The sequence below is a fragment of the Mesorhizobium sp. B263B2A genome, from assembly GCF_020165775.1.
GTDB lineage: Bacteria > Pseudomonadota > Alphaproteobacteria > Rhizobiales > Rhizobiaceae > Mesorhizobium > Mesorhizobium opportunistum.
Window position 1 is genome coordinate 765,827 of sequence record NZ_JAIUIU010000001.1, and the last position, 20,736, is coordinate 786,562.

At 62.9% G+C, this 20,736-nt stretch carries 21 protein-coding genes and 1 pseudogene; 17 read left to right on the plus strand and 5 right to left on the minus strand.

Translation table 11 applies throughout. The features are described from left to right. The first annotated feature begins 3 nt into the window (after positions 1-3). Positions 4-381, plus strand: a complete 378-nt coding sequence (locus tag LB568_RS03720; protein WP_013896768.1) for a GFA family protein — start codon at positions 4-6, stop codon at positions 379-381. A gap of 21 nt (positions 382-402) precedes the next feature. Here LB568_RS03720 and LB568_RS03725 read toward each other — a convergent pair whose 3' ends face one another. Then, on the minus strand, positions 403-1,761 hold the full coding sequence (locus tag LB568_RS03725; RefSeq protein ID WP_013896769.1) for an NAD(P)-binding domain-containing protein: 1,359 nt from the start codon (positions 1,759-1,761) through the stop codon (positions 403-405). 258 nt (positions 1,762-2,019) lie between these two features. Here LB568_RS03725 and LB568_RS03730 point away from each other — a divergent pair, with 258 nt between their 5' ends. Both LB568_RS03730 and LB568_RS03735 read left to right on the plus strand, forming a co-directional pair. Continuing rightward, positions 2,020-2,736, plus strand: coding sequence for a helix-turn-helix domain-containing protein (locus LB568_RS03730; RefSeq protein WP_013896770.1), 717 nt, complete (start codon positions 2,020-2,022; stop codon positions 2,734-2,736). A gap of 149 nt (positions 2,737-2,885) precedes the next feature. After that, positions 2,886-3,256 (plus strand): annotated as a pseudogene (locus tag LB568_RS03735) (endonuclease domain-containing protein). A gap of 123 nt (positions 3,257-3,379) precedes the next feature. Here the strand turns inward: LB568_RS03735 and LB568_RS03740 are convergent. From LB568_RS03740 to LB568_RS03755, 4 genes are read right to left on the minus strand one after another with little or no spacing between them, the layout of a single operon-like run. Further along, the gene (locus LB568_RS03740) at positions 3,380-4,420 is read right to left on the minus strand and encodes a heme-dependent oxidative N-demethylase family protein (protein WP_224729135.1); all 1,041 of its coding nucleotides are present in this window, start codon (positions 4,418-4,420) and stop codon (positions 3,380-3,382) included. A gap of 9 nt (positions 4,421-4,429) precedes the next feature. Then, complete coding sequence (locus tag LB568_RS03745) at positions 4,430-5,395, minus strand: PDR/VanB family oxidoreductase (protein ID WP_224729136.1); 966 nt, start codon at positions 5,393-5,395, stop codon at positions 4,430-4,432. Next, a complete protein-coding gene (locus tag LB568_RS03750; protein ID WP_224729137.1) occupies positions 5,392-5,988 on the minus strand; it encodes a dimethylamine monooxygenase subunit DmmA family protein in 597 nt (198 codons plus the stop codon). Before LB568_RS03750 ends, LB568_RS03745 begins: the two co-directional genes overlap by 4 nt. Positions 5,989-6,029: 41 nt before the next feature. Next, complete coding sequence (locus LB568_RS03755) at positions 6,030-7,163, minus strand: aminomethyltransferase family protein (RefSeq protein WP_224729138.1); 1,134 nt, start codon at positions 7,161-7,163, stop codon at positions 6,030-6,032. 286 nt (positions 7,164-7,449) lie between these two features. Between LB568_RS03755 and LB568_RS03760 the strand changes: the two genes are divergently transcribed. The 14 genes from LB568_RS03760 to LB568_RS03825 all read left to right on the plus strand — a co-directional run bounded on the left by LB568_RS03760 (position 7,450) and on the right by LB568_RS03825 (position 20,707). Continuing rightward, positions 7,450-7,737, plus strand: coding sequence for a hypothetical protein (locus tag LB568_RS03760; protein WP_013896775.1), 288 nt, complete (start codon positions 7,450-7,452; stop codon positions 7,735-7,737). An 11-nt stretch (positions 7,738-7,748) separates the two neighbouring features. Further along, on the plus strand, positions 7,749-8,126 hold the full coding sequence (locus tag LB568_RS03765; RefSeq protein WP_013896776.1) for a hypothetical protein: 378 nt from the start codon (positions 7,749-7,751) through the stop codon (positions 8,124-8,126). Between the two features lie 33 nt (positions 8,127-8,159). Next, positions 8,160-8,321, plus strand: coding sequence for a hypothetical protein (locus tag LB568_RS03770; RefSeq protein WP_013896777.1), 162 nt, complete (start codon positions 8,160-8,162; stop codon positions 8,319-8,321). Between the two features lie 14 nt (positions 8,322-8,335). Then, positions 8,336-9,742, plus strand: coding sequence for an APC family permease (locus LB568_RS03775; RefSeq protein WP_013896778.1), 1,407 nt, complete (start codon positions 8,336-8,338; stop codon positions 9,740-9,742). A gap of 45 nt (positions 9,743-9,787) precedes the next feature. Beyond that, positions 9,788-10,477, plus strand: a complete 690-nt coding sequence (locus LB568_RS03780; RefSeq protein ID WP_224729139.1) for a hypothetical protein — start codon at positions 9,788-9,790, stop codon at positions 10,475-10,477. Next, a complete protein-coding gene (locus LB568_RS03785; RefSeq protein WP_224729140.1) occupies positions 10,474-10,803 on the plus strand; it encodes a hypothetical protein in 330 nt (109 codons plus the stop codon). The genes LB568_RS03780 and LB568_RS03785 overlap by 4 nt, the downstream gene beginning before the upstream one ends. An 85-nt stretch (positions 10,804-10,888) precedes the next feature. Next, positions 10,889-11,785: a class II glutamine amidotransferase gene (locus tag LB568_RS03790; RefSeq protein WP_224729141.1), complete on the plus strand. Its 897-nt coding sequence runs from the start codon at positions 10,889-10,891 to the stop codon at positions 11,783-11,785. A gap of 4 nt (positions 11,786-11,789) precedes the next feature. Then, positions 11,790-12,521, plus strand: coding sequence for a GXGXG domain-containing protein (locus tag LB568_RS03795; RefSeq protein WP_023764604.1), 732 nt, complete (start codon positions 11,790-11,792; stop codon positions 12,519-12,521). A 6-nt stretch (positions 12,522-12,527) separates the two neighbouring features. Further along, a complete protein-coding gene (locus LB568_RS03800; protein WP_010914750.1) occupies positions 12,528-13,856 on the plus strand; it encodes an FMN-binding glutamate synthase family protein in 1,329 nt (442 codons plus the stop codon). A 61-nt stretch (positions 13,857-13,917) separates the two neighbouring features. Continuing rightward, positions 13,918-15,225, plus strand: a complete 1,308-nt coding sequence (gene glnT / locus LB568_RS03805; RefSeq protein ID WP_224729142.1) for a type III glutamate--ammonia ligase — start codon at positions 13,918-13,920, stop codon at positions 15,223-15,225. 94 nt (positions 15,226-15,319) lie between these two features. Beyond that, positions 15,320-16,573 (plus strand): sarcosine oxidase subunit beta family protein, encoded by a 1,254-nt coding sequence (locus LB568_RS03810; protein ID WP_013896784.1) that lies wholly within the window; start codon positions 15,320-15,322, stop codon positions 16,571-16,573. Positions 16,574-16,583: 10 nt separating this feature from the next. Continuing rightward, entirely contained in the window at positions 16,584-16,859 is a 276-nt protein-coding gene (locus LB568_RS03815) for a sarcosine oxidase subunit delta (protein ID WP_224729143.1), read from the plus strand. Positions 16,860-17,100: 241 nt separating this feature from the next. Next, positions 17,101-20,079, plus strand: a complete 2,979-nt coding sequence (locus LB568_RS03820; RefSeq protein WP_412033891.1) for a sarcosine oxidase subunit alpha — start codon at positions 17,101-17,103, stop codon at positions 20,077-20,079. Further along, entirely contained in the window at positions 20,072-20,707 is a 636-nt protein-coding gene (locus LB568_RS03825; RefSeq protein ID WP_224729494.1) for a sarcosine oxidase subunit gamma, read from the plus strand. The genes LB568_RS03820 and LB568_RS03825 overlap by 8 nt, the downstream gene beginning before the upstream one ends. Positions 20,708-20,736: the final 29 nt, after the last annotated feature.

Here is a 20,736-nt window from a genome sequence, read left to right on the forward strand (position 1 = left end):
AGAATGACCAGCAGGGTAGCCAGCTGCACCTGCGGACAATTGCAGATACATTGCCCGCAAGAGCCGATCCTGGTGTCGCTTTGCCATTGCCTCGACTGTCAGCGGCGGACCGGCAGCCCGTTTGGCATCGCGGCCTTCTTCGACGCCGCGGCGACCGAGATCCGGGGCCAATCGAAGACATTCCAACGCGATTCCGACAGCGGCTTCCCGATCAGCTTCCATTTCTGCGGAACGTGCGGGTCTACCGTGTTCTGGTATCCGTCACGAAAACCGGAGGCGGTCGCCGTGGCCGTCGGCTGTTTCGCCGATCCGTCCTTCCCGGCGCCGACAAAGTCAGTCTACGACAAGCGCCGCCACGGCTGGGTCATTGTGCCAAGCTGACGCCAAAGCCTCCTGGGGCCACTACTCGGCCGCGACGCCTTTCACCTCGAGATAGCTCTCCATCGAATCGTCCAGCGCCTGCAGCCAAGGCGTATGGTGCAGCGGTGCCATGGTGCCGGTCATCAGCGAGCGGTAGGCGTGGTCGCGGAAGCCCATGATGTTCTCCGCCTTGTGGTGCTCCCATTCCATGAAGGTCTGGTTGACCGCCTCGACATCGAAGCCCGGATAATCGGTCTGGTCCATCAGCTCCTTGGTGTAGTCGCCCTGGAACCAGATCATCTGCTCGGCGTCTTCGAGCGTCTCCTCTCGCGCCCGCCATTTGGCGCCGTGCTCGGCCATCGCCTCGGCCGACGGCAGCTTGATACGGCCCATGATGACGTCGCGGGCGAACCAGGCCTGCGCGTCGAACATGTTGAAGGTGTAGAACTGGTCCTGCATGCCGATGTAGGAGAGTTGCGGGTTCTTCTCCCAGACGACGCCTTCATAGAGGTCGAGCGGCCACATGCGGTTGGCGGTCTTGAGCTTCAGATCGTCGGTCAGGAACGGGAAGGAATGCAGGTAGCCGGTGCAAAGAATGATGGCGTCGACATCCTTGGTCGAGCCGTCCTTGAAATGTGCGGTCTTGCCGACGACCTTCTGTAAGAGCGGCACTTCTTTCCAATTCTCCGGCCATTTGAAGCCCATCGGCTTGGAGCGGTAGCTGGAGGTAATCGATTTCGCGCCATATTTGTAGCATTGCGAACCGATGTCCTCGGCCGAATAGGAGCGGCCGATGATCAGGATGTCCTTGCCCTTGAATTCCATGGCGTCGCGGAAATCGTGGCTATGCAGGATGCGGCCGTTGAAGGTGGAGAAGCCTTCGAAATACGGGACATTGGGCACCGAGAAATGCCCGGAGGCGACGACGACATTGTCGAACTCTTCCGAATAGGTGACGTCGTTGGTGCGGTCATGCGCGGTGACGGTGAATTTCTTGGTCTCGTCCGAGAACGTCACCATGCGCACCGGGCTGTTGAAGCGCACCCATTTGCGCAGGCCCGACTTCTCGACGCGGCCCTTGATGTAGTCCCAGAGCACGGCGCGCGGCGGATAGGAGCCGATCGGCCGGCCGAAATGCTCCTCGAAAGTGTAGTCGGCGAACTCCAGGCACTCCTTCGGTCCGTTCGACCAGAGGTAGCGGTACATCGAGCCGTGCACCGGATCGCCATGCTCGTCGAGGCCGGTGCGCCAAGTGTAGTTCCACAGGCCGCCCCAGTCGGACTGCTTTTCGAAGCAGACGATCTCGGGAATGTCGGCGCCCTTGTCTTCAGCCGATTTGAAGGCCCTGAGCTGGGCCAGACCGGACGGGCCGGCTCCGATGACGGCAACGCGAGTGTTCATTCCGGGCCTCCTCTTCTTGATTTCCCCAGCGAAACAAATTTCACTGACAGGACAGTAATTGGCGCTTCGGTGCTGTCAACAGACATCTGCGGGAACTGCATTTGCGCACAATGGATTCCTGGCGAAAAACTTGCGGCGGCCGCGATCGCCGGACTGGCGCGTGCGACATAAGATGGCTTGCCGTCGCGGTTGCGCTCCTGTATCGGCACCTGACATGTTCACCTTGAGTGAAATGAATCTTCTGGTTCGGGGGGCGAGATGGCGAAGACAATTTCCGATTCCAAGGCCGGTCCAGGACCCGTAAAGGCAAAACCGTCGCCCAAGGTTTCGGCGGACGGCAAGACCATCCGGGCGCCGCTGACGCAAAACCCGCATGCCATTCGCGACACCCGCGAGAAAGTGCTGGAGGTGGCGATCGGCCGCGAGGTGCGGGCGTTCCGCAAGAAGCTTGGCATCACGGTCGCCGATCTGGCGGTCGCCACCGACATTTCGCTCGGCATGCTGTCGAAGATCGAGAACGGCATCACCTCGCCGTCACTGACCACCTTGCAGGCGCTGTCACGCGCGCTCGGCGTTCCGGTGACAGCCTTCTTCCGCCGCTTCGAGGAGGAGCGCAGTGCGGTCTTCGTCAAGGCCGGCCAGGGGTTGGACGTCGAGCGCCGCGGCACCCGCGCCGGCCACCAGTACAATCTGCTCGGCCATATCGGCTCCAACACCAGCGGCGTCGTCGTCGAGCCCTATCTGATCACGCTGACCGAGGATTCCGATGTGTTCCCGACCTTCCAGCACGAGGGCATGGAGTTCCTCTACATGCTGGAGGGCGAAGTCGTGTACCGGCACGGCAGCAACCTCTACCCGATGAAACCCGGCGACAGCCTGTTCTTCGACGCCGATGCGCCGCATGGGCCGGAGCAGCTGACGAAGCTGCCGATGCGGTACCTGTCGATTATTTGCTATCCACAGAGCGCGGGTTGAGCGGAGCTCGATCTTCCCATGGTCCCGGGAGGATCGGCGGCTCGCGACGGTCTCTTTTGCAGCATTGACGGTTGGCGAAGGCCGAAGTGACATTCGATCTCCCCCCTTGAGGGGGAGATGTCCGGCAGGACAGAGGGGGGCGAACCGCGATGACGCATAATCTGGTGTCCGCCAACAATCGCCGCAATTCACGCAGGATGCGCAAGGTGATGACCGATGCCGAACTCAAGCTTTGGAACGCGATCAGGGCACACAGGCTGATGGGACTGGGGTTTCGGCGCCAGATGCCTATCGCTGGCCATATCGCCGATTTTGCATGCCCGGATAAAAAGCTGATCATCGAGCTTGATGGGTCCAGCATGGCCAGGCGGAAACGTCGGAATCGGACGCTGTAAGAACCGCCAAGTTTGAAGCGCTTGGCTGGACGGTCCTGCGCTTCTGGAACGACGATGTCATTCGCGATATCGACAATGTCTGCCAGCACGTCGTGATTGTGGCTGGGCTAAGCGACGCGTCGTGAGCATCGCGGAAGCGGGACATTGGGCAGGGCCGGCGCTCTACGGCGCCCCCCCTCTGCCCTGCCGGGCATCTCCCCCTCTTGGGGGGAGATTGGCTGATTTGGGGCAGCGCCGACATCAGTTATTCAATCCGGGCCAAACCCCGCGCTCGTCGGGCTCCCATCATCCAGCTTTGACAGCCACTCCACCAGCGTCGGCCTATACCGCGTCAGGCCCTTGTAGTTGGCCAGTTCATCGGGCAGCTCGCGGATGACGCGGTGCAGGCGGCGTGCCCATTTCGGCTGTGTCACCAACTCGTCCATCTTGATCAGATAGCAGCGGATCGGGAAGACGATGCCGTTCGAGCGTGGCAGGCGCCAGAAGCTTTGCAACTCAACCCGCAGATGCACCTTGTCGCCGACATTCTCCGGCGTCACCGTCGCCCGGTCCGGACCCCATTTGTGGTAGTTCTCCGGGCTGGTGTCGAGGCGCGGATTGATGGTCATCGTCCAGTTCAGCCGCCTTGCCGGCTTGCCCTGCTGGATGTTGGTGAGAAACTTCAGCGCCCTGACGAAAATCCCTTTCTCGTGCGCCAGCGGCACCGGCGCGTGCCACTCGAAGAAATTCATGCCGATGTCGAAGTCGAGCGACCAATCGGCCTGGGTGGTGACCATGCCGGCATCCATCCACAGATTGCCGTCGCGCTGGTCGAGGATGCAGAAATCGCCCTGGCTCTGGCGGGTGATGTATTCCATCGGCCCGTAAGGCAGCGTCGAGGTGTCGCCGAAGGTGAAGGTGTCGTCGATGCCGAGCGGCCGGTTGATCCAGCGCCAGCGGTCGCCGTTGCGGGTCAGGGTGAAATGTTCGGGATAGCCCAACGCCTGCTGCTCCATCAGGAGTTCCAGCAGGTCCCAGCCGGCCAGCGTCATGTGCGGCAGCGACTGGCAGCGCAGCGGATCCTCGGCCAGCACCAGCGCGCGGTCCTGCATCTCGGCGACATAGTGCTCGTCGACGTCGATCAGGTTCTCCAGCACGCTGCCCTTCGGACCCACGACATGCGGCTCGATGTTGACGGCGTACATGTAGCTGTCTTCGTGGAACGGAAATGGGAACCGCCTGATGTGCTCAGGGCTGTTCTTGAAGGTGAAGTCGTCGCGGAACGTTTCCTTGCGAAAGGTGATGCCCATCTTCGCCTCCTATCTTTCCAAGACCAGCGACCGGCCCTCGAAGCGCGAGACGCACGGCATGATCTTGCAGCCGGAGCGGTGGTCTTCCTCGCTCAGCCAGTGGTCGTTGTGAATGAACTTGCCGTCGGATGAGATGACATTGGTCTCGCACTGGCCGCAGACGCCGCCGCGGCAGAGATAGGGCGGATCGACGCCGGCCGCCTCGATTGCTTCCAAGAGGCTCTGCTGCTCGCCGACCCGGATCGCCTTGCCGCTGACGGCCAGAGTCACATCGAAGGGCAAGCCGGGCTGGGGTGCCGCGAAATGCTCGAAATGCACGGTCTCCGAGGGCCAGCCCAGGCTTGCCGCGCGGTCGCGCACCCACTTTATCATGCCGGCCGGGCCACAGACGTAGAGATGCGTGCCAAGCGGCTGCGAAGACAAGAGCCGGTCGAGATCGATGCGCTCCTCGCGGTCGTCGTGATAGAGCTGGACCCTGCGACCGTAGCGCTGCCGCAGGACATCGGCATAGGTGCCGAGCGAGGCGGTGCGGCAGGTGTAGTGCAGTTCGAAATTGCCGCCCTCTCCCGCCAGCTGCGCGGTCTGCGCCATGAACGGCGTGATGCCGATGCCGCCGGCCAGCATCAGATGTTTCTTCGCCCTGAGGTCGAGCGAGAACAAATTGACGGGATAGCTGATCACCATCTCCAGGCCCGGCCTGACATTGCGGTGCATGAACAGCGAGCCGCCACGGCCGACATCGTCGCGGCGCACCGAGATCGTGTACTCGCGTGTGTCGAGCGGCGAGCCCATCAACGAATAGGGATTGAGCCTTGTGCGCTCGCCATCGCGCATCTCGACCACGACATGGGCGCCGCCGGAGAAGGTCGGCAGCAATTCACCGTCGCGCCGCCGGAAATGGAAACGGGTGACGAGGTCGTTGACCGGGACGACATCGCTGACCACGACATCGAGCTTGGTGGTGCCGGTGCTCATGGGAAAGCCTCCTCCATTGGAGGAATTTCCGAGCGATCCTCGGCATTGATGCAGACGCCCTGGAAGGCGGCGAGGCGCCGGGAATAATGATCGCGCACCAGAAGCAGCAGGCCGCAATGCGCGCAGGTCGCCGGCTGCGTCGTCACGTTCTCGGTGATGCCCTTGCAATGGACGCACTGCATGCGCCGTGCCAGCGAGCCGCGATGTTCTGTTTGCATCGAAGTGTGGTCGATTCCGGCTTCCAGCGCCACCTGCATCGCCTGGCCGATCAGGCCTTCGGTGCCGGCGAGGTAGAGGCGCAGGCCCATATGCGCGTTGGCCAAGGTATGCCTGAGCCTCGGCAGCAGGCTGGCGAAGGACGGCGCCTGGTGGAACTGCGCCGGCTTCAGCGCCTCAAGGGCGGCGACGTGCTTGCCATCGGGACCGGGGATGAAGACGATCTCGGCATCGTCGAAAAACCCGGCCGGGGCTCTTGCGGCCATGTCTGAAATAGCGAGCGCCCCTTCGGCATCGGCGATGAAAAGATGGTGCTTGCCGGGCTGCGGAGAAAGCGTTCCGTAGACCGGCCGGCTGATGATGCTTTTGGCTGCCATTTACGTCTTCGTGCCTCGAATCCCTCGCTGTTGATTGTGCCTCAGCCTTTCGCCGTGCGCTTGGTCTTCTTGGGATCATCGAACGGCAATGGCTGCGCCGTCGCCTTGATCGATCCGCTCTTGTTGCGGATCTCGAGTCTGGTGTCCTTGACGGCGCAGTCGACGTCGAGGCGGGCGATGCCCATCGATTTCTCGACCAGCGGCGAATACATGGCGCAGGTCACCACGCCGACCTTTTTGCCGTCGCGATAGACCGGCGCGCCCTCGTCCGCCGGCTCCTTGCCGTCGAGCAGCACGCCATAAATCTTGAAGCGCTGCTTGCCCTTCAGGCGATAGTGCTCCTCGGCGCCGCGGAAACCGGTCTTGCCCGGGCTGACGGTGAAGTCGAGGCCGAGTTCCCACAACGTGTCGCCGGGGCCTTCGTTCTCGAACGGGTATTTTTGCGAATTGTCGTAGGGGTAGAAGAGCAGATAACTTTCCACCCGCAGCATGTCGAGCGTGGTGAAGCGGCAGGGAATGATGCCGGCGCTCTTGCCCTCCTCGAGGATCCTGTCCCAGATCGTGCCTGCATCCTGGCCGCGGCAGAAGATCTCGTAGCCACGCTCGCCGGTGTAGCCGGTGCGCGAAATCATCACCGGAAAGCCGAACAGCTGCGTCTGCATGTGATGGAAGTAGTTGAGATCACGGATGCCCGGAACATGCTTGGCGAGATAGTCGACCGCGGCCGGCCCCTGCAGCGACAAATCATGCAGATTGTCGTCGAAGCGCAACGACACGTCCCTGCCCATCGCGGCGCGCTGCAATTCCTCATGGCCAGTGCCCGAGCCGTGCACCACCATCCAGGCGTTCGGTCCGGTGCGGTAGAGGATGCAGTCGTCGGTAAACTTTCCCGCCTCGTTCAGCATGCAGGCATAGGCCGATTTGCCGGGATAGATCTTTTCGACATCGCGCGTGGTGGCAAGATCGATGAGATGCGAGGCGTGCGGCCCGGTGATGTGGACCTTCTTGAGGCCCGACACATCCATCAGCCCAGCCTTGGTGCGGATGGCGGTGTATTCCTCGTCGGCGTCCTTATCGTAGGTCCAGGCGGTCCCCATGCCGCTCCAGTCTTCGAGCTTCGAACCCAGCACGCGATGGCGATCCGCCAGGGTCGAAAATCTCCAGGATGCCGTCATCCGCTCGTCCTCCGTTCAAAAATCCATTGTTCCCCGCTCCTTGGCGCGGAGGCCGGAGCTTTGGGTTGAATATTGACCGCAAACGCGGGAGAGCCGCAATCCCCTGAATGCAAATAATTTCATTGTCAGGCAAAATCGACCGACCCAACCAAACGGTTAACTCTGCGTAAATTCGTCTTGACAATTGCGGAAATCGGCCTGAATTTATGAAAAAAATTTCACTCTCTTGAAAGAGAGCGGCGCGCGGAGGAATTGGAGACCGTTCGCCGGAAAAAGGGGAAAACCGATGTCAGACCTGCAGCCGCGCATCGAGGCGCTGTATCGTTCCGACTTGCGCGGATCCGCGCTACTGATCATCTGCCTATGGGCGACGATCCTCTTCGTCCTTTTCATGACATGGCCATACATTCCGCACGGCGGCATCAAGGCCGTCGTCGCGATTGCCGCCGCCGCCGTGCTGATCTTCAACACGGCCGCCATCCTGGCGATGGTCAAACACTACAAGGAAGACAAGGAATTCATCTACGGGCTCGACATCAAGAACGCCGACGCGGCCCGCAACAGCAACTCCTGAGGATCAAGAACATGCCGCGCTACACGCCGCCGGAGCAGAGCAAGGCCGGGCAAGTCTTCGATATCGCCGTCGTTGTGGTCGCCATCTTCGTGGCCTTGTGGCTGCCGCTGAAGCTCGGCCTTGCCGGTGCCGCGAAATCCATCGACGCGCTCGACGCCAAGACATGGGAAGCGCTCGGCCAGAATCCGACCATGGCTTCAATCTGGGAAAAGCTCGGCTATACGCCGGAGACCGCGCACGACATCATCCAGAACCGCTTCCACTACATCATCGACTGGCCGACGCTGATCGTCATGGCAGCGGTCCTGATCGGCTATTTCGTGTTCTTGTTCCGGGCATCCGACCGCGAATATCGCGATGTCATCAACGAGAAGTTCGACGACAAATAAAAGTTTCGACGACGAGCAATTGGGGGCACGATCATGTGGGTGGCACTCTCTTACGCATGCTGGGGCATCTCGATCGTGCTCGCGCTGTGGATGCTTTACGACTGGTTCAAGGTCGATACGACCTACTCCGAGGACGTTCTGACCTCGTCGCGCGAAGGCGAGCTTGAAGCCGTCTCCGAAAAACACCGTATCTGAGTGGGGATTGATCGATGACCGCCGCGGTTGAGAATACCATCACCACCACCATTCACGGCGACCGGGTATCGCTGCTGAGGGTACTCGGCCCGGCCCATGTCTGGGCGCTCGGCGTCGGCATCGTCCTGGTCGGCGAATTCACCGGCTGGAACTTCTCCGCCGACAAGGGCGGCGCGCTGGCAGCCTTGATCGTCTGCTGGGTGGTCGGGTTGCTCTACACCTCGGTCGCCATGATCGATTCCGAGGTGACGTCGACGGTCGCCGCCGCCGGCGGCCAGTATGCGCAGGCCAAGCACATCGTCGGACCGCTGATGGCCTTCAACGTCGCGCTGTTCCTGGTCTTTGCCTATACGATGCTGGAAGTGTCCGATGCCATCCTGCTTGGCGACACCATCGTCGCCAAGGCCGGCGTCGAAGGGCTCACCCACAATTCCTTCATCGCCGCCACCATCGTGGTGCTGGCATGGCTGAACTACCGCGGCGTGCTGATGACGCTCAACGTCAATTTCGTCATCACCGCGATCGCCTATATCTCGATCGTCATCCTGTTCTTCTCGGTCAGCCCGTGGACTCAAGGGGCGGTGCTGAAGCTCAACGAGCTGGTCACGCCCGGCAATGCGCTGCCCTATGGCTGGATCGGCGTCATCGCCGCCTTCCAGTTCGGCATCTGGTATTATCTCGGCATCGAAGGCACGACGCAGGCCGCCGAGGAAGTGCGCTCGCCAGCCCGCTCGCTGCCCTACGGAACGATGGCCGGCATGATCACGCTTCTGATCGCGGCCGCCATGACCTGGTATGTCTGCGCCTCGCTGATGCCCTGGGAATATCTCGGCATCACCTATTACCCGCTATGGGACGCGGGCAAGCTGACCGGCAGCCCGCTGCTGGAAAACCTGTTGTTCGTCGCCACGCTGCTTGCAGCACTCGCCTCCGCCAATGGCTGCATCAACGATGCGGCGCGCGCGTGGTTCTCGCTTGGCCGCGACCGCTATCTGCCGAGCTGGTTCTCGGCCGTGCATCCGAAATACCGTACACCCTACCGTTCGATCCTGTTCCTGCTGCCGATCGCGCTGGCCTTCGCCTTCATCGCCGACCTCAACCAGGCGATCACCTTCTCGATCCTGTCGGGCGTGCTGCAATACACTTTCATGAGCATCAACATCATGATGTTCCGCAAGAAGTGGCCGCTTGGCTCGATCCGCCGCGGCTACACCCACCCCTTCCATCCGCTGCCGGCGATCGTGCTGTTCTGCCTGTGCGTGGTGACCTTCTTCGCCATCTTCCTCGGCTTCGGCTCGCAGCTGATCGCCATGGTCGCCTTCTACTTCCTGATCTCGCTGTGGTTCCATTTCTACCGCTACAAATTCGTGCGGCGCGGCGAACAGTTCACCATGCCGTGGCCAAAACCGCAGGGCTATTGATGGGAGAAGGTCCGTCCGGATCCCGGGCGGACCTGGCATGACAACATGTCCGAGGTGACGTCAGCACTGCTCGCCGGGGTAATTGTCCTGGTTCTCGTCCTTCACCTTGCGTGGCTGGCGCGCCGCAGCCGCAAGAGAGATTTGGCGGCGCTCGCCGGCGAAGAGGCCCGCGTTCGCGCCGTCATTGCCGACGCGGCCAATGTCTCGGACGGCACCGTCGGCGTCATCACCTGGGAAGGCTCGTGGAACGGCCAGCGCGTTCAGCTGCGCACCATCGTCGATACGCTGGCGACGAGAAAGCTGCCGGCGCGCTGGCTCAGCGTCTCGCTCACAGAAGAGGTCGCGGTCCCAGCCACTTTCGACATGATGATGCGGCCAGGCTCGCCGACGACGTTCTCCAATTTCGATCACCTCGAGCATACGCTGCCCAAGGCTCCTGGATTTCCAGCCGAGGCAATCCTGCGCACCGACAAGAGAGGCGCGCGTTTTCCGCAGAGCCTCATCGCCAGCCATATCGAGATCTTCACCGAAGGACGCGCCAAGGAATTGCTGATCACGCCGAACGGGGTTCGCATCGTCTGGCTGCTGGCCGAGGCCGAGCGCGCCCGTTACGGTGTTTTCCGGCAGGCCGAATTTGGCGGCACGGCACTCGATCCGGCGCTGATCGAAAGGCTGCTGGTGTCGATGTCGGCGCTTCGCGACGCCATCAACAGACATGAACGGCAGGCCGCATGACCGACTCCACCACCATTTCCGCCCCGACCAATCCCTACCTTGTTCTCGGCGCCGCAATCCTGTTGCCGGCAAGTGGACATGTCATTCTCGGCGTGCCGGTGCGTGGCCTGCAGTTTCTCTTCTTCATGGTGATCCTGGCGTGGGTGACCGCCAAGATCGCGCCGCCCGACGCCAGCTTCATCGGCCGCCATGCCGGCGGCGTCCTGATCTACGCGCTGTCCATCCTCGACGCCTACAAACTCGCCCGGGTCCGCCATGCGCTTTGGGTTCACAAGACCCGCGACAGAGGCGATGACCCGCAAGGCGGCATTGCGCCGCATGTGTAACTAGAGGAAAATTTTTTTCATACGATTGAATTTGAGACATTCATTCGATACATCATTTCGGAGCCACAAACGTCGGGAGGCTGACATGTGCGGAATCGTCGGACTTTTCTTGAAGGACAAGGCGCTGGAGCCGAAGCTCGGCGCGATGCTGTCGGAAATGCTGGTATCGCTCAGCGATCGCGGCCCCGACAGCGCAGGCATTGCAATCTATGGCGCGCCGTCAGGCAACGAGGCCAAGATCACCATCCAGTCAGCCAAGCCGGAACATGATTTCTGCGGCCTTGAAGCCGACCTTGCCAAGGCTATCGGCGCGCCGGTGAAGATCGCCGTGAAATCGACTCACGCCGTCGTCAGGACCGAGCCCGCCAAGATCGACCAAGCACGCGAGGCCATCCAGGCCCTGCGTCCAGATATTCGCATCATGGGCGCCGGCGACGTCGTCGAGATCTACAAGGAAGTCGGCCTGCCGGAAGCGGTCGTCGACCGCTTCGACGTCCGCAAGATGACCGGCACGCATGGCATCGGCCACACCCGCATGGCGACGGAATCGGCGGTGACGACGATGGGCGCGCACCCGTTCTCGACCGGTGCCGACCAGTGCCTGGTGCACAATGGCTCGCTGTCCAACCACAACAATGTCCGCCGCGAGTTGATCCGCGAAGGCATGAAATTCGAGACCGAGAACGATACCGAGGTGGCGGCCGCCTATCTCTCATCGCAGATGGCGCATGGCAAGAACCTGGGCGAGGCGCTGGAGGGTACGCTCTCCGACCTCGACGGCTTCTTCACCTTCGTCGTCGGCACCAAGAACGGCTTTGGCGTGGTGCGCGATCCGATCGCCTGCAAGCCCGCCGTGATGGCCGAGACCGACCAGTACGTGGCCTTCGGTTCGGAATATCGCGCGCTGACCAAACTACCCGGCATAGACAATGCGAGGGTCTGGGAACCGGAACCCGCAACCGTCTATTTCTGGGAGCATTGAATTCATGCCGGCAATTAACCTTTCAAAGACGGCGGCGAGCGACCACGCCTCTCGGGTGTTCGATCTCGACCAGATGTCACTGCGCGAGCTCAACCAGGCGCTGCACAATCTGGCTCCCGGCTCGAACGAGACCGCGTGGGAAGTGTTGAACCCGAAAGGCAGCCATTCCGTCGCCGTAGGCGTCGACCAGCCTGTCACCATCGATGTGCGCGGCAGCGTCGGCTACTATTGCGGCGGTATGAACTCCGGCAGCGCCATCACCGTGCATGGCTCGGCCGGCCCCGGCGTCGGCGAGAACATGATGTCGGGCTCGATCACCATCAAGGGAGATGCCAGCCAGTATGCCGGCGCCACCGGCAAGGGTGGCCTGCTGGTCATCGAGGGCAATGCTTCGTCGCGCTGCGGCATCTCGATGAAGGGCATCGACATCGTCGTGCACGGCAATATCGGCCATATGTCGGCCTTCATGGCACAATCCGGCAATCTGGTGGTGTTGGGCGATGCCGGCGACGCGCTGGGCGATTCCATCTACGAGGCGCGCCTGTTCGTGCGCGGCAACGTCGGCAGCCTGGGCGCCGACTGCATCCCCAAGGAGATGCGGCCCGAACATCTGCAATTGCTGCAGGGGCTGCTCGACCGCGCCGGCGTCACCGGCGTCAAGCCGTCTGAGTTCAAGCGCTATGGCTCGGCGCGCACGCTCTACAATTTCAATATCGACAACGCCGACGCGTATTGAGGCAGCATGACCTATCGCAACCCGCCGACGACGCCGCGCAAATCCGCGACCTTCGACGACTACACGCTTTCCGAAATCCGCCGCGCCGCGGCGACCGGCATCTATGATATCCGTGGCGCCGGCGCCAAGCGCAAGCTGCCGCATTTCGACGACCTCCTGTTCCTGGGCGCCTCGATCTCGCGCTATCCGCTCGAAGGCTATCGCGAACGCTGCGACACCAGCGTGGTGCTGGGTTCGCGTCATGCCAAGAAGCCGATCGAGCTGAAAATCCCGATCACCATCGCCGGCATGAGCTTCGGCTCGCTTTCCGGTCCGGCCAAGGAAGCGCTTGGGCGCGGCGCGACGCTGTCCGGCACCTCGACCACCACAGGCGACGGCGGCATGACCGAGGAGGAACGCGGCCATTCCAAGCAGCTGGTCTATCAATATCTGCCGTCCCGCTATGGCATGAACCTGCGTGACCTGCGCCGCGCCGACGCGATCGAAGTCGTCGTCGGCCAGGGCGCCAAGCCAGGCGGTGGCGGCATGCTGCTTGGCCAGAAGATTTCCGACCGCGTCGCCGAGATGCGCACGCTGCCGAAAGGCATCGACCAGCGCTCGGCCTCGCGTCACCCCGACTGGACCGGCCCCGACGATCTCGAGATCAAGATCCTGGAATTGCGCGAAATCACCGACTGGGAAAAACCGATCTACGTCAAGGTCGGCGGCGCCCGGCCCTATTACGACACAGCGCTTGCGGTGAAGGCCGGCGCCGATGTCGTCGTCGTCGACGGCATGCAGGGCGGCACCGCCGCCACGCAGGAAGTGTTTATCGAGAATGTCGGCCAGCCGACGCTTGCCTGTATCAGGCCGGCGGTGCAGGCGCTGCAGGATCTGGGCATGCACCGCAAGGTGCAGCTGATTGTCTCGGGCGGCATCCGCAACGGCGCCGATGTCGCCAAGGCGCTCGCATTGGGCGTCGATGCGGTCTCGATCGGCACGGCAGCACTTGTCGCGCTCGGCGACAATGATCCGCGCTGGGAGGCGGAGTACAACGAGCTCGGCACGACGGCCGGCGCCTATGACGACTGGCATGAGGGCCGCGACCCGGCCGGCATCACCACGCAGGACCCGGAACTGATGAAGCGGGTCGATCCGGTCGCCGCCGGCCGCCGGCTGGCGAACTACCTCAAGGTGATGACGCTGGAGGCCCAGACCATCGCCCGTGCCTGCGGCAAGAACAGCCTGCACAATCTCGAACCCGAGGACCTCGTTGCGCTGACGATCGAGGCAGCCGCCATGGCCGGCGTGCCGCTGGCCGGCACCAACTGGATACCGGGGAAGAACGGCTTCTAATCAACGAAGGGCCGAAGGCCATATGCTCTAGGGCCAACAATCGACAAAATGGGGAACTTCCGTGACAGCTGATCTTGCAGAATTCGCAAGGGCGAAAAACGTCAAATATTTCATGATTTCCTACACCGACCTGTTCAGTGGGCAGCGCGCCAAGCTGGTGCCGGCGCAGGCAATCGCCGACATGCAGAAGGATGGCGCCGGCTTTGCCGGGTTCGCCACATGGCTCGACCTGACGCCGGCGCATCCCGACATGCTGGCGGTTCCCGATCCCGCCTCGGTGATCCAGCTGCCGTGGAAGCCCGAAGTCGCCTGGGTCGCCGCCAACTGCATCATGGACGACAAGCAGGTCGACCAGGCGCCGCGCAACACACTGAAGCGATTGATCACGGAAGCCGCCAGCGACGGCATGCATGTGAAGACCGGCGTCGAGGCCGAGTTCTTCCTGATCTCGCCCGACGGCAAAACGATTTCCGACGAATACGACACGGCCTCGAAACCCTGCTACGACCAGCAAGCGGTGATGCGGCGCTACGATGTCATCGCCGAGATCTGCGATCACATGCTGGCGCTCGGCTGGGGCGCCTATCAAAACGATCACGAGGATGCCAACGGCCAGTTCGAGATGAATTGGGCCTTCGACGATGCGCTGGCGACCGCCGACAAGCACTCCTTCTTCAAGTTCATGGTCAAGTCGATCGCGGAAAAGCACGGCCTGCGCGCGACCTTCATGCCAAAGCCTTTCCAGGGGCTGACCGGCAATGGCTGCCATGCCCATATCTCGGTGTGGGACGAGACTGGCAAGACCAATGTGTTCGCCGATAACTCGATGGAACTCGGCCTGTCGGCCAAGGGCAAAAACTTCCTCGGCGGCATCATGAAGCACGCCTCGGCGCTTGCCGCGATCACCAATCCGACGGTCAATTCCTATAAGCGCATCAACGCGCCGCGCACCATCTCGGGCGCGACCTGGGCGCCGAACACGGTGACCTGGACCGGCAACAACCGCACCCACATGGTGCGCGTGCCGGGACCCGGCCGCTTCGAACTGCGCCTGCCCGACGGCGCGGCCAACCCCTATTTGCTGCAAGCCGTCATCATCGCCGCCGGTCTCGACGGCATCCGCTCCAAGGCCGATCCGGGCAAGCGCTACGACATCGACATGTACCAGCTCGGCCATACCGTCACGGACGCACCGAAGCTGCCGCTCAACCTGCTCGACGCGCTGCGCGAGTTCGACAACGACAAATCGCTCAAGGCGGCGCTGGGTGAGGAATTTTCGTCGGCATACCTAAAGCTGAAGCATCAGGAATGGAATTCCTATGCTTCGCACTTCACGCAATGGGAGCGCGACCACACGCTGGATATCTAGAAGCATCGGACCGAAAAGTGTGAAGCGGTTTTCGGGTAAATCCGATGCGTCAAAAAAGAATCCGGCGTAGGGCGAGCGGCCTTGGAATGACGCAATGAAATACTCGATCTTCTCGCTCGCCCGTGCTGCCCTCTCCGGCCACAAGAACTGGCAGCGCACCTGGCGCGATGCCACGCCGAAGGACCGCTATGACGTGGTGATCATCGGTGGGGGCGGCCATGGCCTTGCCACCGCATGGTTCCTCGCCAGCGAATACGGCATCAGGAATGTCGCCGTGCTCGAAAAGGGCTGGATCGGCTCCGGCAATGCCGGCCGCAACACCACCATCATCCGTTCCAATTACGGCCTGCCCGGCAATACCGGCTTCTACGAATTGTCGATGAAGCTGTGGGAGCGGATGGAGCAGGACCTCAACTACAACACGATGGTCAGCCAGCGCGGCGTCATCAACCTCTACCATTCCGACGCACAGCGCGACGCCTATGCGCGGCGCGGCAACACCATGCGCATCAACGGCATCGATGCCGAACTGCTCGACCTCGCCGCGGTCAAGAAGATGATCCCGTTCCTGAACTACGACAATGCGCGTTTTCCCGTGCAGGGCGGATTGCTGCAGCGGCGCGGCGGCACGGCACGGCACGATGCCGTGGTCTGGGGCTATGCCCATGCGGCAAGCGCGCTCGGCGTCGATATCATCCAGAACTGCGAGGTGACGGGCTTTGTCCGTGACGCCAACGGCAAGGTGACCGGCGTCGAGACCTCGCGCGGCAAGATCGGCGCCGGCAAGGTCGGCATGGCGGTGGCTGGTTCCTCCTCGCGCGTCGCGGCGATGGCCGGCTTGCGCCTGCCGATCGAAAGCCATGTGCTGCAGGCCTTCGTCTCCGAGGCGATCAAGCCGCTCATCCCGGGTGTCATGACCTTCGGCGCCGGCCATTTCTATGTCAGCCAGTCGGACAAGGGCGGGCTGGTCTTCGGCGGCGACATCGATGGCTATAATTCCTACGCCCAGCGCGGCAACCTGCCGGTCATGGAGGATGTCTGCGAGGGCGGCATGGCGCTGATGCCGATGATCGGCCGCGTGCGCCTGCTGCGCCAGTGGGGCGGCATCATGGACATGTCGATGGACGGTTCGCCGATCATCGACAAGACGCCGGTGGACGGGCTCTATCTCAATGCAGGCTGGTGCTATGGCGGCTTCAAGGCGACGCCCGGCTCGGGCTTCGTCTTTGCACACCTCCTGGCTCGCGAAGAATCCCACAAGGAGGCGGCACGGTTCCGCCTCGACCGGTTCCGGACCGGTGCCGTGATAGACGAAAAGGGCCAGGGCGCCCAACCGAACCTTCACTGAGGACGGTCACATGCGTATTGTCTGTCCCTTCTGCGGTGAACGCGAACTCGGCGAGTTTACTTATCTCGGCGATGCCAAGCCAGTGCGCCCAGTGGCCGGCGCTTCGGAAGACGAGGTCTTCGACTACGTCTATCTGCGCGACAACATCGCCGGTGACACCCGTGAACACTGGTATCATGGCGGCGGCTGCCGGGCCTGGCTAAAGATCAGCCGCAACACGCTGACGCACGAGATTTCTTCGGTTGAGGCGGCGGCGGGTGTTGGTGCGAGGCAGGTTGGGAAATGAGCTATTCTCGCCACTTCAGCGCTGCCCCTCACCTGCTTGCCGGCATCCTCTCCCCGTACAAGGACGGGGAGAGGGGCGCTCTCGCCAATGCTTTCGCCAATCACCGGCGTTACAAGAAGGGAGCCGGCATAGCGGCCAGCCCCCTTCTGCCCGTCCCTATACGGGGAGAAGTGCCCGGCAGGGCGATGGGGGGCAGCGCTGGCCTTCGCCATGACATCAAATCGATGAGAGGCTGAACATCGTGACCTCTCAATCGCATCGCCTCGCATCCGGCGGCCTCATCGACCGCTCGCAGTCGCTGAATTTCCGCTTCGACGGCAAGAGCTTTTCCGGCTTCCAGGGCGACACGCTGGCCTCGGCGCTGGTCGCCAATGGCGTCAAGCTGGTCGGCCGCTCGTTCAAATATCACCGCCCGCGCGGCATCCTGACCGCAGGTTCGGAAGAGCCCAACGCACTAGTCGAACTGCGCACGGGCGCACGCCGCGAGCCGAACACCAAGGCAACGACGGCCGAGCTCTATGAAGGGCTCGAGGCCGCCAGCCAGAACCGCTGGCCGTCGCTGCGCCATGATGTGATGTCGGTGAACCAATTGTTCGCGCCGATCTTCGTCGCCGGCTTCTACTACAAGACCTTCATGTGGCCGGCCAAGTTCTGGGAAGCGATCTACGAGCCAGCGATCCGCCGCGCCGCCGGCCTTGGACGTGCAGCTGGCGTTGCCGATCCCGACCACTACGACAAGGCCTGGGCGCATTGCGACGTGCTGATCGCCGGTTCCGGCCCGACCGGCCTGGCGGCGGCACTGGCTGCCGGCCGCGCTGGTGCCCGCGTCATCCTGTGCGAAGAGGATTTCGTCCCTGGCGGCCGCCTGCTGTCGGATGGCGGCACGATCGATGGCATGCCGGCGGCCGAGTGGCTGTCGAAGACGCTGGCGGAATTGGCCGACATGCCCGACGTCCGCATCATGACCCGCACGACACTGTTCGGCGTCTATGACGGCGGCACCTATGGCGCGATCGAGCGGGTCAACGATCATCTGCCCTCGCCGCCGCAGCATGAGGTGCGCCAGCGCTTGTGGCGGATCGTGGCCAAGCGCTGTGTCGTCGCCGCAGGCGCCATCGAACGGCCGATCGTCTTTGCCGGCAATGACACGCCGGGCGTGATGATGGCCTCCGCGATGCGGACCTATGTCACGCGCTACGCGGCAGCACCGGCAAAGCGCATCGCGCTGTTCACCAACAATGAGGATGGCTGGCGCACGGTCGAGGCGGCTCTCGGCGCCGGACTGCAGATCGCGGCGGTGATCGACGCGCGGGCCGATGTATCTCCGGCCCACCGTTCGTTGGCATCCAAGGGCGGCTTCCCGGTGCTGCATGGCGCCGTCAGCGGCATCGACGGCGGCAAGGATGGCGTGCGGAAAATCGCGGTGTCGCTGACCGGCGGCGCGCGCGCCGAGGTCGAGGCGGACGGGCTCGCTGTTTCCGGCGGCTGGAACCCGGCGGTCGGGCTGACCTCCTATCATCGCGGCCGGCCGAAATGGCGGGACGATATTGCAGCTTTCGTACCCGACGGCGCGCCTCCCGGCATGGTCGCCGCCGGCGCCGCTGCCGGCGCTTTCGGGCTCGGCGCCTGCCTGGCCGAAGGGTTCGCCGCTGGCGCAACGGCCGCGTTCGATGCCGGGCGCAGCGGCAAGCCAGGCTCCGCGCCGATCGGCGACGACGAGGCTTTCTCGCTGACACCGCTCTGGCACGTTAACGGCAAGGGCAAGGCGTTCGTCGACCAGCAGCACGATGTCACGGCCTCAGACATCGAACTCGCCCAGCGCGAAGGGTTCGAATCTGTCGAGCACCTGAAGCGCTACACGACGCTCGGCATGGCGACCGACCAGGGCAAGACCTCCAACGTCGCCGGCCTTGCCATCATGGCGGCGGTGAGCGGCCGATCCATTCCCGAGACCGGCACGACGATCTACAGGCCGCCTTACGTGCCCGTCGCCATCGGCGCCTTCGCCGGTCATCATCGCGACGAGACTTTCCATGCGACGCGGCTGACGCCGTCGCATCACTGGGCCGCCGAACAGGGCGCCATCTTCGTCGACACCGGCCTCTGGAAGCGCGCGCAATGGTACCCTCGCGCCGGCGAGAAGGACTGGCTGGAATCGGTGACGCGCGAGGTCAAGGCAGTGCGCTCGGGCGTCGGCTTCTGTGATGTCTCGACGCTCGGCAAGATCGACGTGCATGGCCCGGATGCCGGCGCCTTCCTCGACCGCGTCTACATCAACACCTTCTCCAACCTCGCCGTCGGCAGGGCGCGCTACGGGCTGATGCTGCGCGAGGACGGCATCGTCTATGACGACGGCACCACGTCGCGGCTGGCCGAGGATCATTATTTCCTGACGACAACCACGGCCAAGGCCGGGCTGGTGATGCAGCATCTCGAATTCTGCCGACAGGTGCTGTTTCCCGAACTCGACGTCCAGTTGACGTCGGTGTCCGATCAATGGGCGCAATTCTCGATTGCCGGACCGAAAGCGCGGGACCTGCTCAAGGAAATCGTCGATCCGGCCGAAGACCTTTCCAACGAAGGTTTTCCGTTCATGGGCGCACGCGAAGTGCGCTTGCGCGGCGGCATCAAAGCGCGGCTGTTCCGCATTTCGTTCTCTGGCGAGATGGCATTCGAGATCTCGGTGCCGGCGCGCTTTGGCGATGCCATGGCGCGCAATCTGATGCTGGCCGGAAAGCCGTTTGGCGTGACGCCCTATGGCACCGAAGCGCTTGGCGTGATGCGTGTCGAAAAGGGCCATGTCGCCGGACCGGAGCTGAGCGGCACGACGACCGCGGCCGATCTTGGATTGGGCAAGATGATGTCGACCAAGAAGGATTTCATCGGCAGGGTGATGGCCGGCCGCGAGGCGCTGGTGGCGCCGGACCGGCAGGTCGTGGTCGGGATCAAGCCGACCGACAAGGCACGCCGGCTGCGCTCCGGCGCGCATATCATCCCGAATGGGCAGACACCGGGCCCCGGCAACGACCAGGGCTATGTTACTTCGGTCTGCTTCTCGCCAACACTGGACCAGTGGATCGGGCTCGGCCTGGTCGAACGCGGCCGCGAACGCATCGGCGAAATCGTCCACGCACATGATCCGCTGCGTGGCGAGGACTATGATGTCGAGCTCTGCAATCCCGTCTTCTACGATCCAGATGGAGGGCGCCAGCGTGGTTGAGTTTTCCTGGGAGGTCCGCAGCCCGCTGGAGCATGCGCTTGTTGCCGGGCCGTATGGCGTGAAGGGCGAAGCCGGCGTGTCGCTGACCGAGATCCGCAATTTCGACTTGGTCCAGGTGATGGCGCGGCGCGGCAAGGCGGCGGAGCTGGCGAAGGATGCGAAGGCCCATTTTGGCGTCGCGGCCCCGACTGCGCCAACGGTTGTCCAGGCCTCGGACGCCACGCTGATCTGGTCGGGACCGGACCAGTTCTTCGTTCTGTCAAAGGGCGGCAAGCACACGACGCAGATGCTGGCGCCGGCATTCTCCGGCTCCGCCTCGCTGTCGGACCAATCGCATGCGCGGGTGTTGATCAGCATTTCTGGGGACAAGGCGCGGATGATGCTGGCGAAACTTTCGTCGATCGATTTACACCCAACCGCGTTCCCAGTTGGTGCGGCAGCCGCGACCTTGATGGACCACACCAGTGTCACGTTTTGGCGCGGCGCAGACCGGGCGGACGGGCTGGCGGTGTTCAACGTTCTGGTGTTCGCGACGTTTGCCGAGAGCCTTTGGTACACGATGCTGGATTCGGCTGCGGAATATGGCGTGGCGATCGCGCATTCAGAGGAACTAGCGCAGCGTTTGTGAGCGGCTCTTCCTTCTCCCCCTGTGGGAGA

Excerpts from the sequence above, each read along its gene's own strand:
- LB568_RS03770 (WP_013896777.1), top strand. The coding sequence starts at position 8,160 with ATGTGGGTGGCACTCTCTTACGCATGCTGGGGCATCTCGATCGTGCTC.
- LB568_RS03760 (WP_013896775.1), top strand. The coding sequence starts at position 7,450 with ATGTCAGACCTGCAGCCGCGCATCGAGGCGCTGTATCGTTCCGACTTG.
- LB568_RS03810 (WP_013896784.1), top strand. The coding sequence starts at position 15,320 with ATGAAATACTCGATCTTCTCGCTCGCCCGTGCTGCCCTCTCCGGCCAC.
- LB568_RS03790 (WP_224729141.1), top strand. The coding sequence starts at position 10,889 with ATGTGCGGAATCGTCGGACTTTTCTTGAAGGACAAGGCGCTGGAGCCG.
- LB568_RS03765 (WP_013896776.1), top strand. The coding sequence starts at position 7,749 with ATGCCGCGCTACACGCCGCCGGAGCAGAGCAAGGCCGGGCAAGTCTTC.
- LB568_RS03800 (WP_010914750.1), top strand. The coding sequence starts at position 12,528 with ATGACCTATCGCAACCCGCCGACGACGCCGCGCAAATCCGCGACCTTC.
- LB568_RS03740 (WP_224729135.1), bottom strand. The coding sequence starts at position 4,420 with ATGGGCATCACCTTTCGCAAGGAAACGTTCCGCGACGACTTCACCTTC.
- LB568_RS03815 (WP_224729143.1), top strand. The coding sequence starts at position 16,584 with ATGCGTATTGTCTGTCCCTTCTGCGGTGAACGCGAACTCGGCGAGTTT.
- LB568_RS03795 (WP_023764604.1), top strand. The coding sequence starts at position 11,790 with ATGCCGGCAATTAACCTTTCAAAGACGGCGGCGAGCGACCACGCCTCT.
- LB568_RS03775 (WP_013896778.1), top strand. The coding sequence starts at position 8,336 with ATGACCGCCGCGGTTGAGAATACCATCACCACCACCATTCACGGCGAC.
- LB568_RS03750 (WP_224729137.1), bottom strand. The coding sequence starts at position 5,988 with ATGGCAGCCAAAAGCATCATCAGCCGGCCGGTCTACGGAACGCTTTCT.
- LB568_RS03720 (WP_013896768.1), top strand. The coding sequence starts at position 4 with ATGACCAGCAGGGTAGCCAGCTGCACCTGCGGACAATTGCAGATACAT.
- LB568_RS03745 (WP_224729136.1), bottom strand. The coding sequence starts at position 5,395 with ATGAGCACCGGCACCACCAAGCTCGATGTCGTGGTCAGCGATGTCGTC.
- LB568_RS03780 (WP_224729139.1), top strand. The coding sequence starts at position 9,788 with ATGTCCGAGGTGACGTCAGCACTGCTCGCCGGGGTAATTGTCCTGGTT.
- LB568_RS03785 (WP_224729140.1), top strand. The coding sequence starts at position 10,474 with ATGACCGACTCCACCACCATTTCCGCCCCGACCAATCCCTACCTTGTT.
- LB568_RS03730 (WP_013896770.1), top strand. The coding sequence starts at position 2,020 with ATGGCGAAGACAATTTCCGATTCCAAGGCCGGTCCAGGACCCGTAAAG.
- LB568_RS03755 (WP_224729138.1), bottom strand. The coding sequence starts at position 7,163 with ATGACGGCATCCTGGAGATTTTCGACCCTGGCGGATCGCCATCGCGTG.
- LB568_RS03725 (WP_013896769.1), bottom strand. The coding sequence starts at position 1,761 with ATGAACACTCGCGTTGCCGTCATCGGAGCCGGCCCGTCCGGTCTGGCC.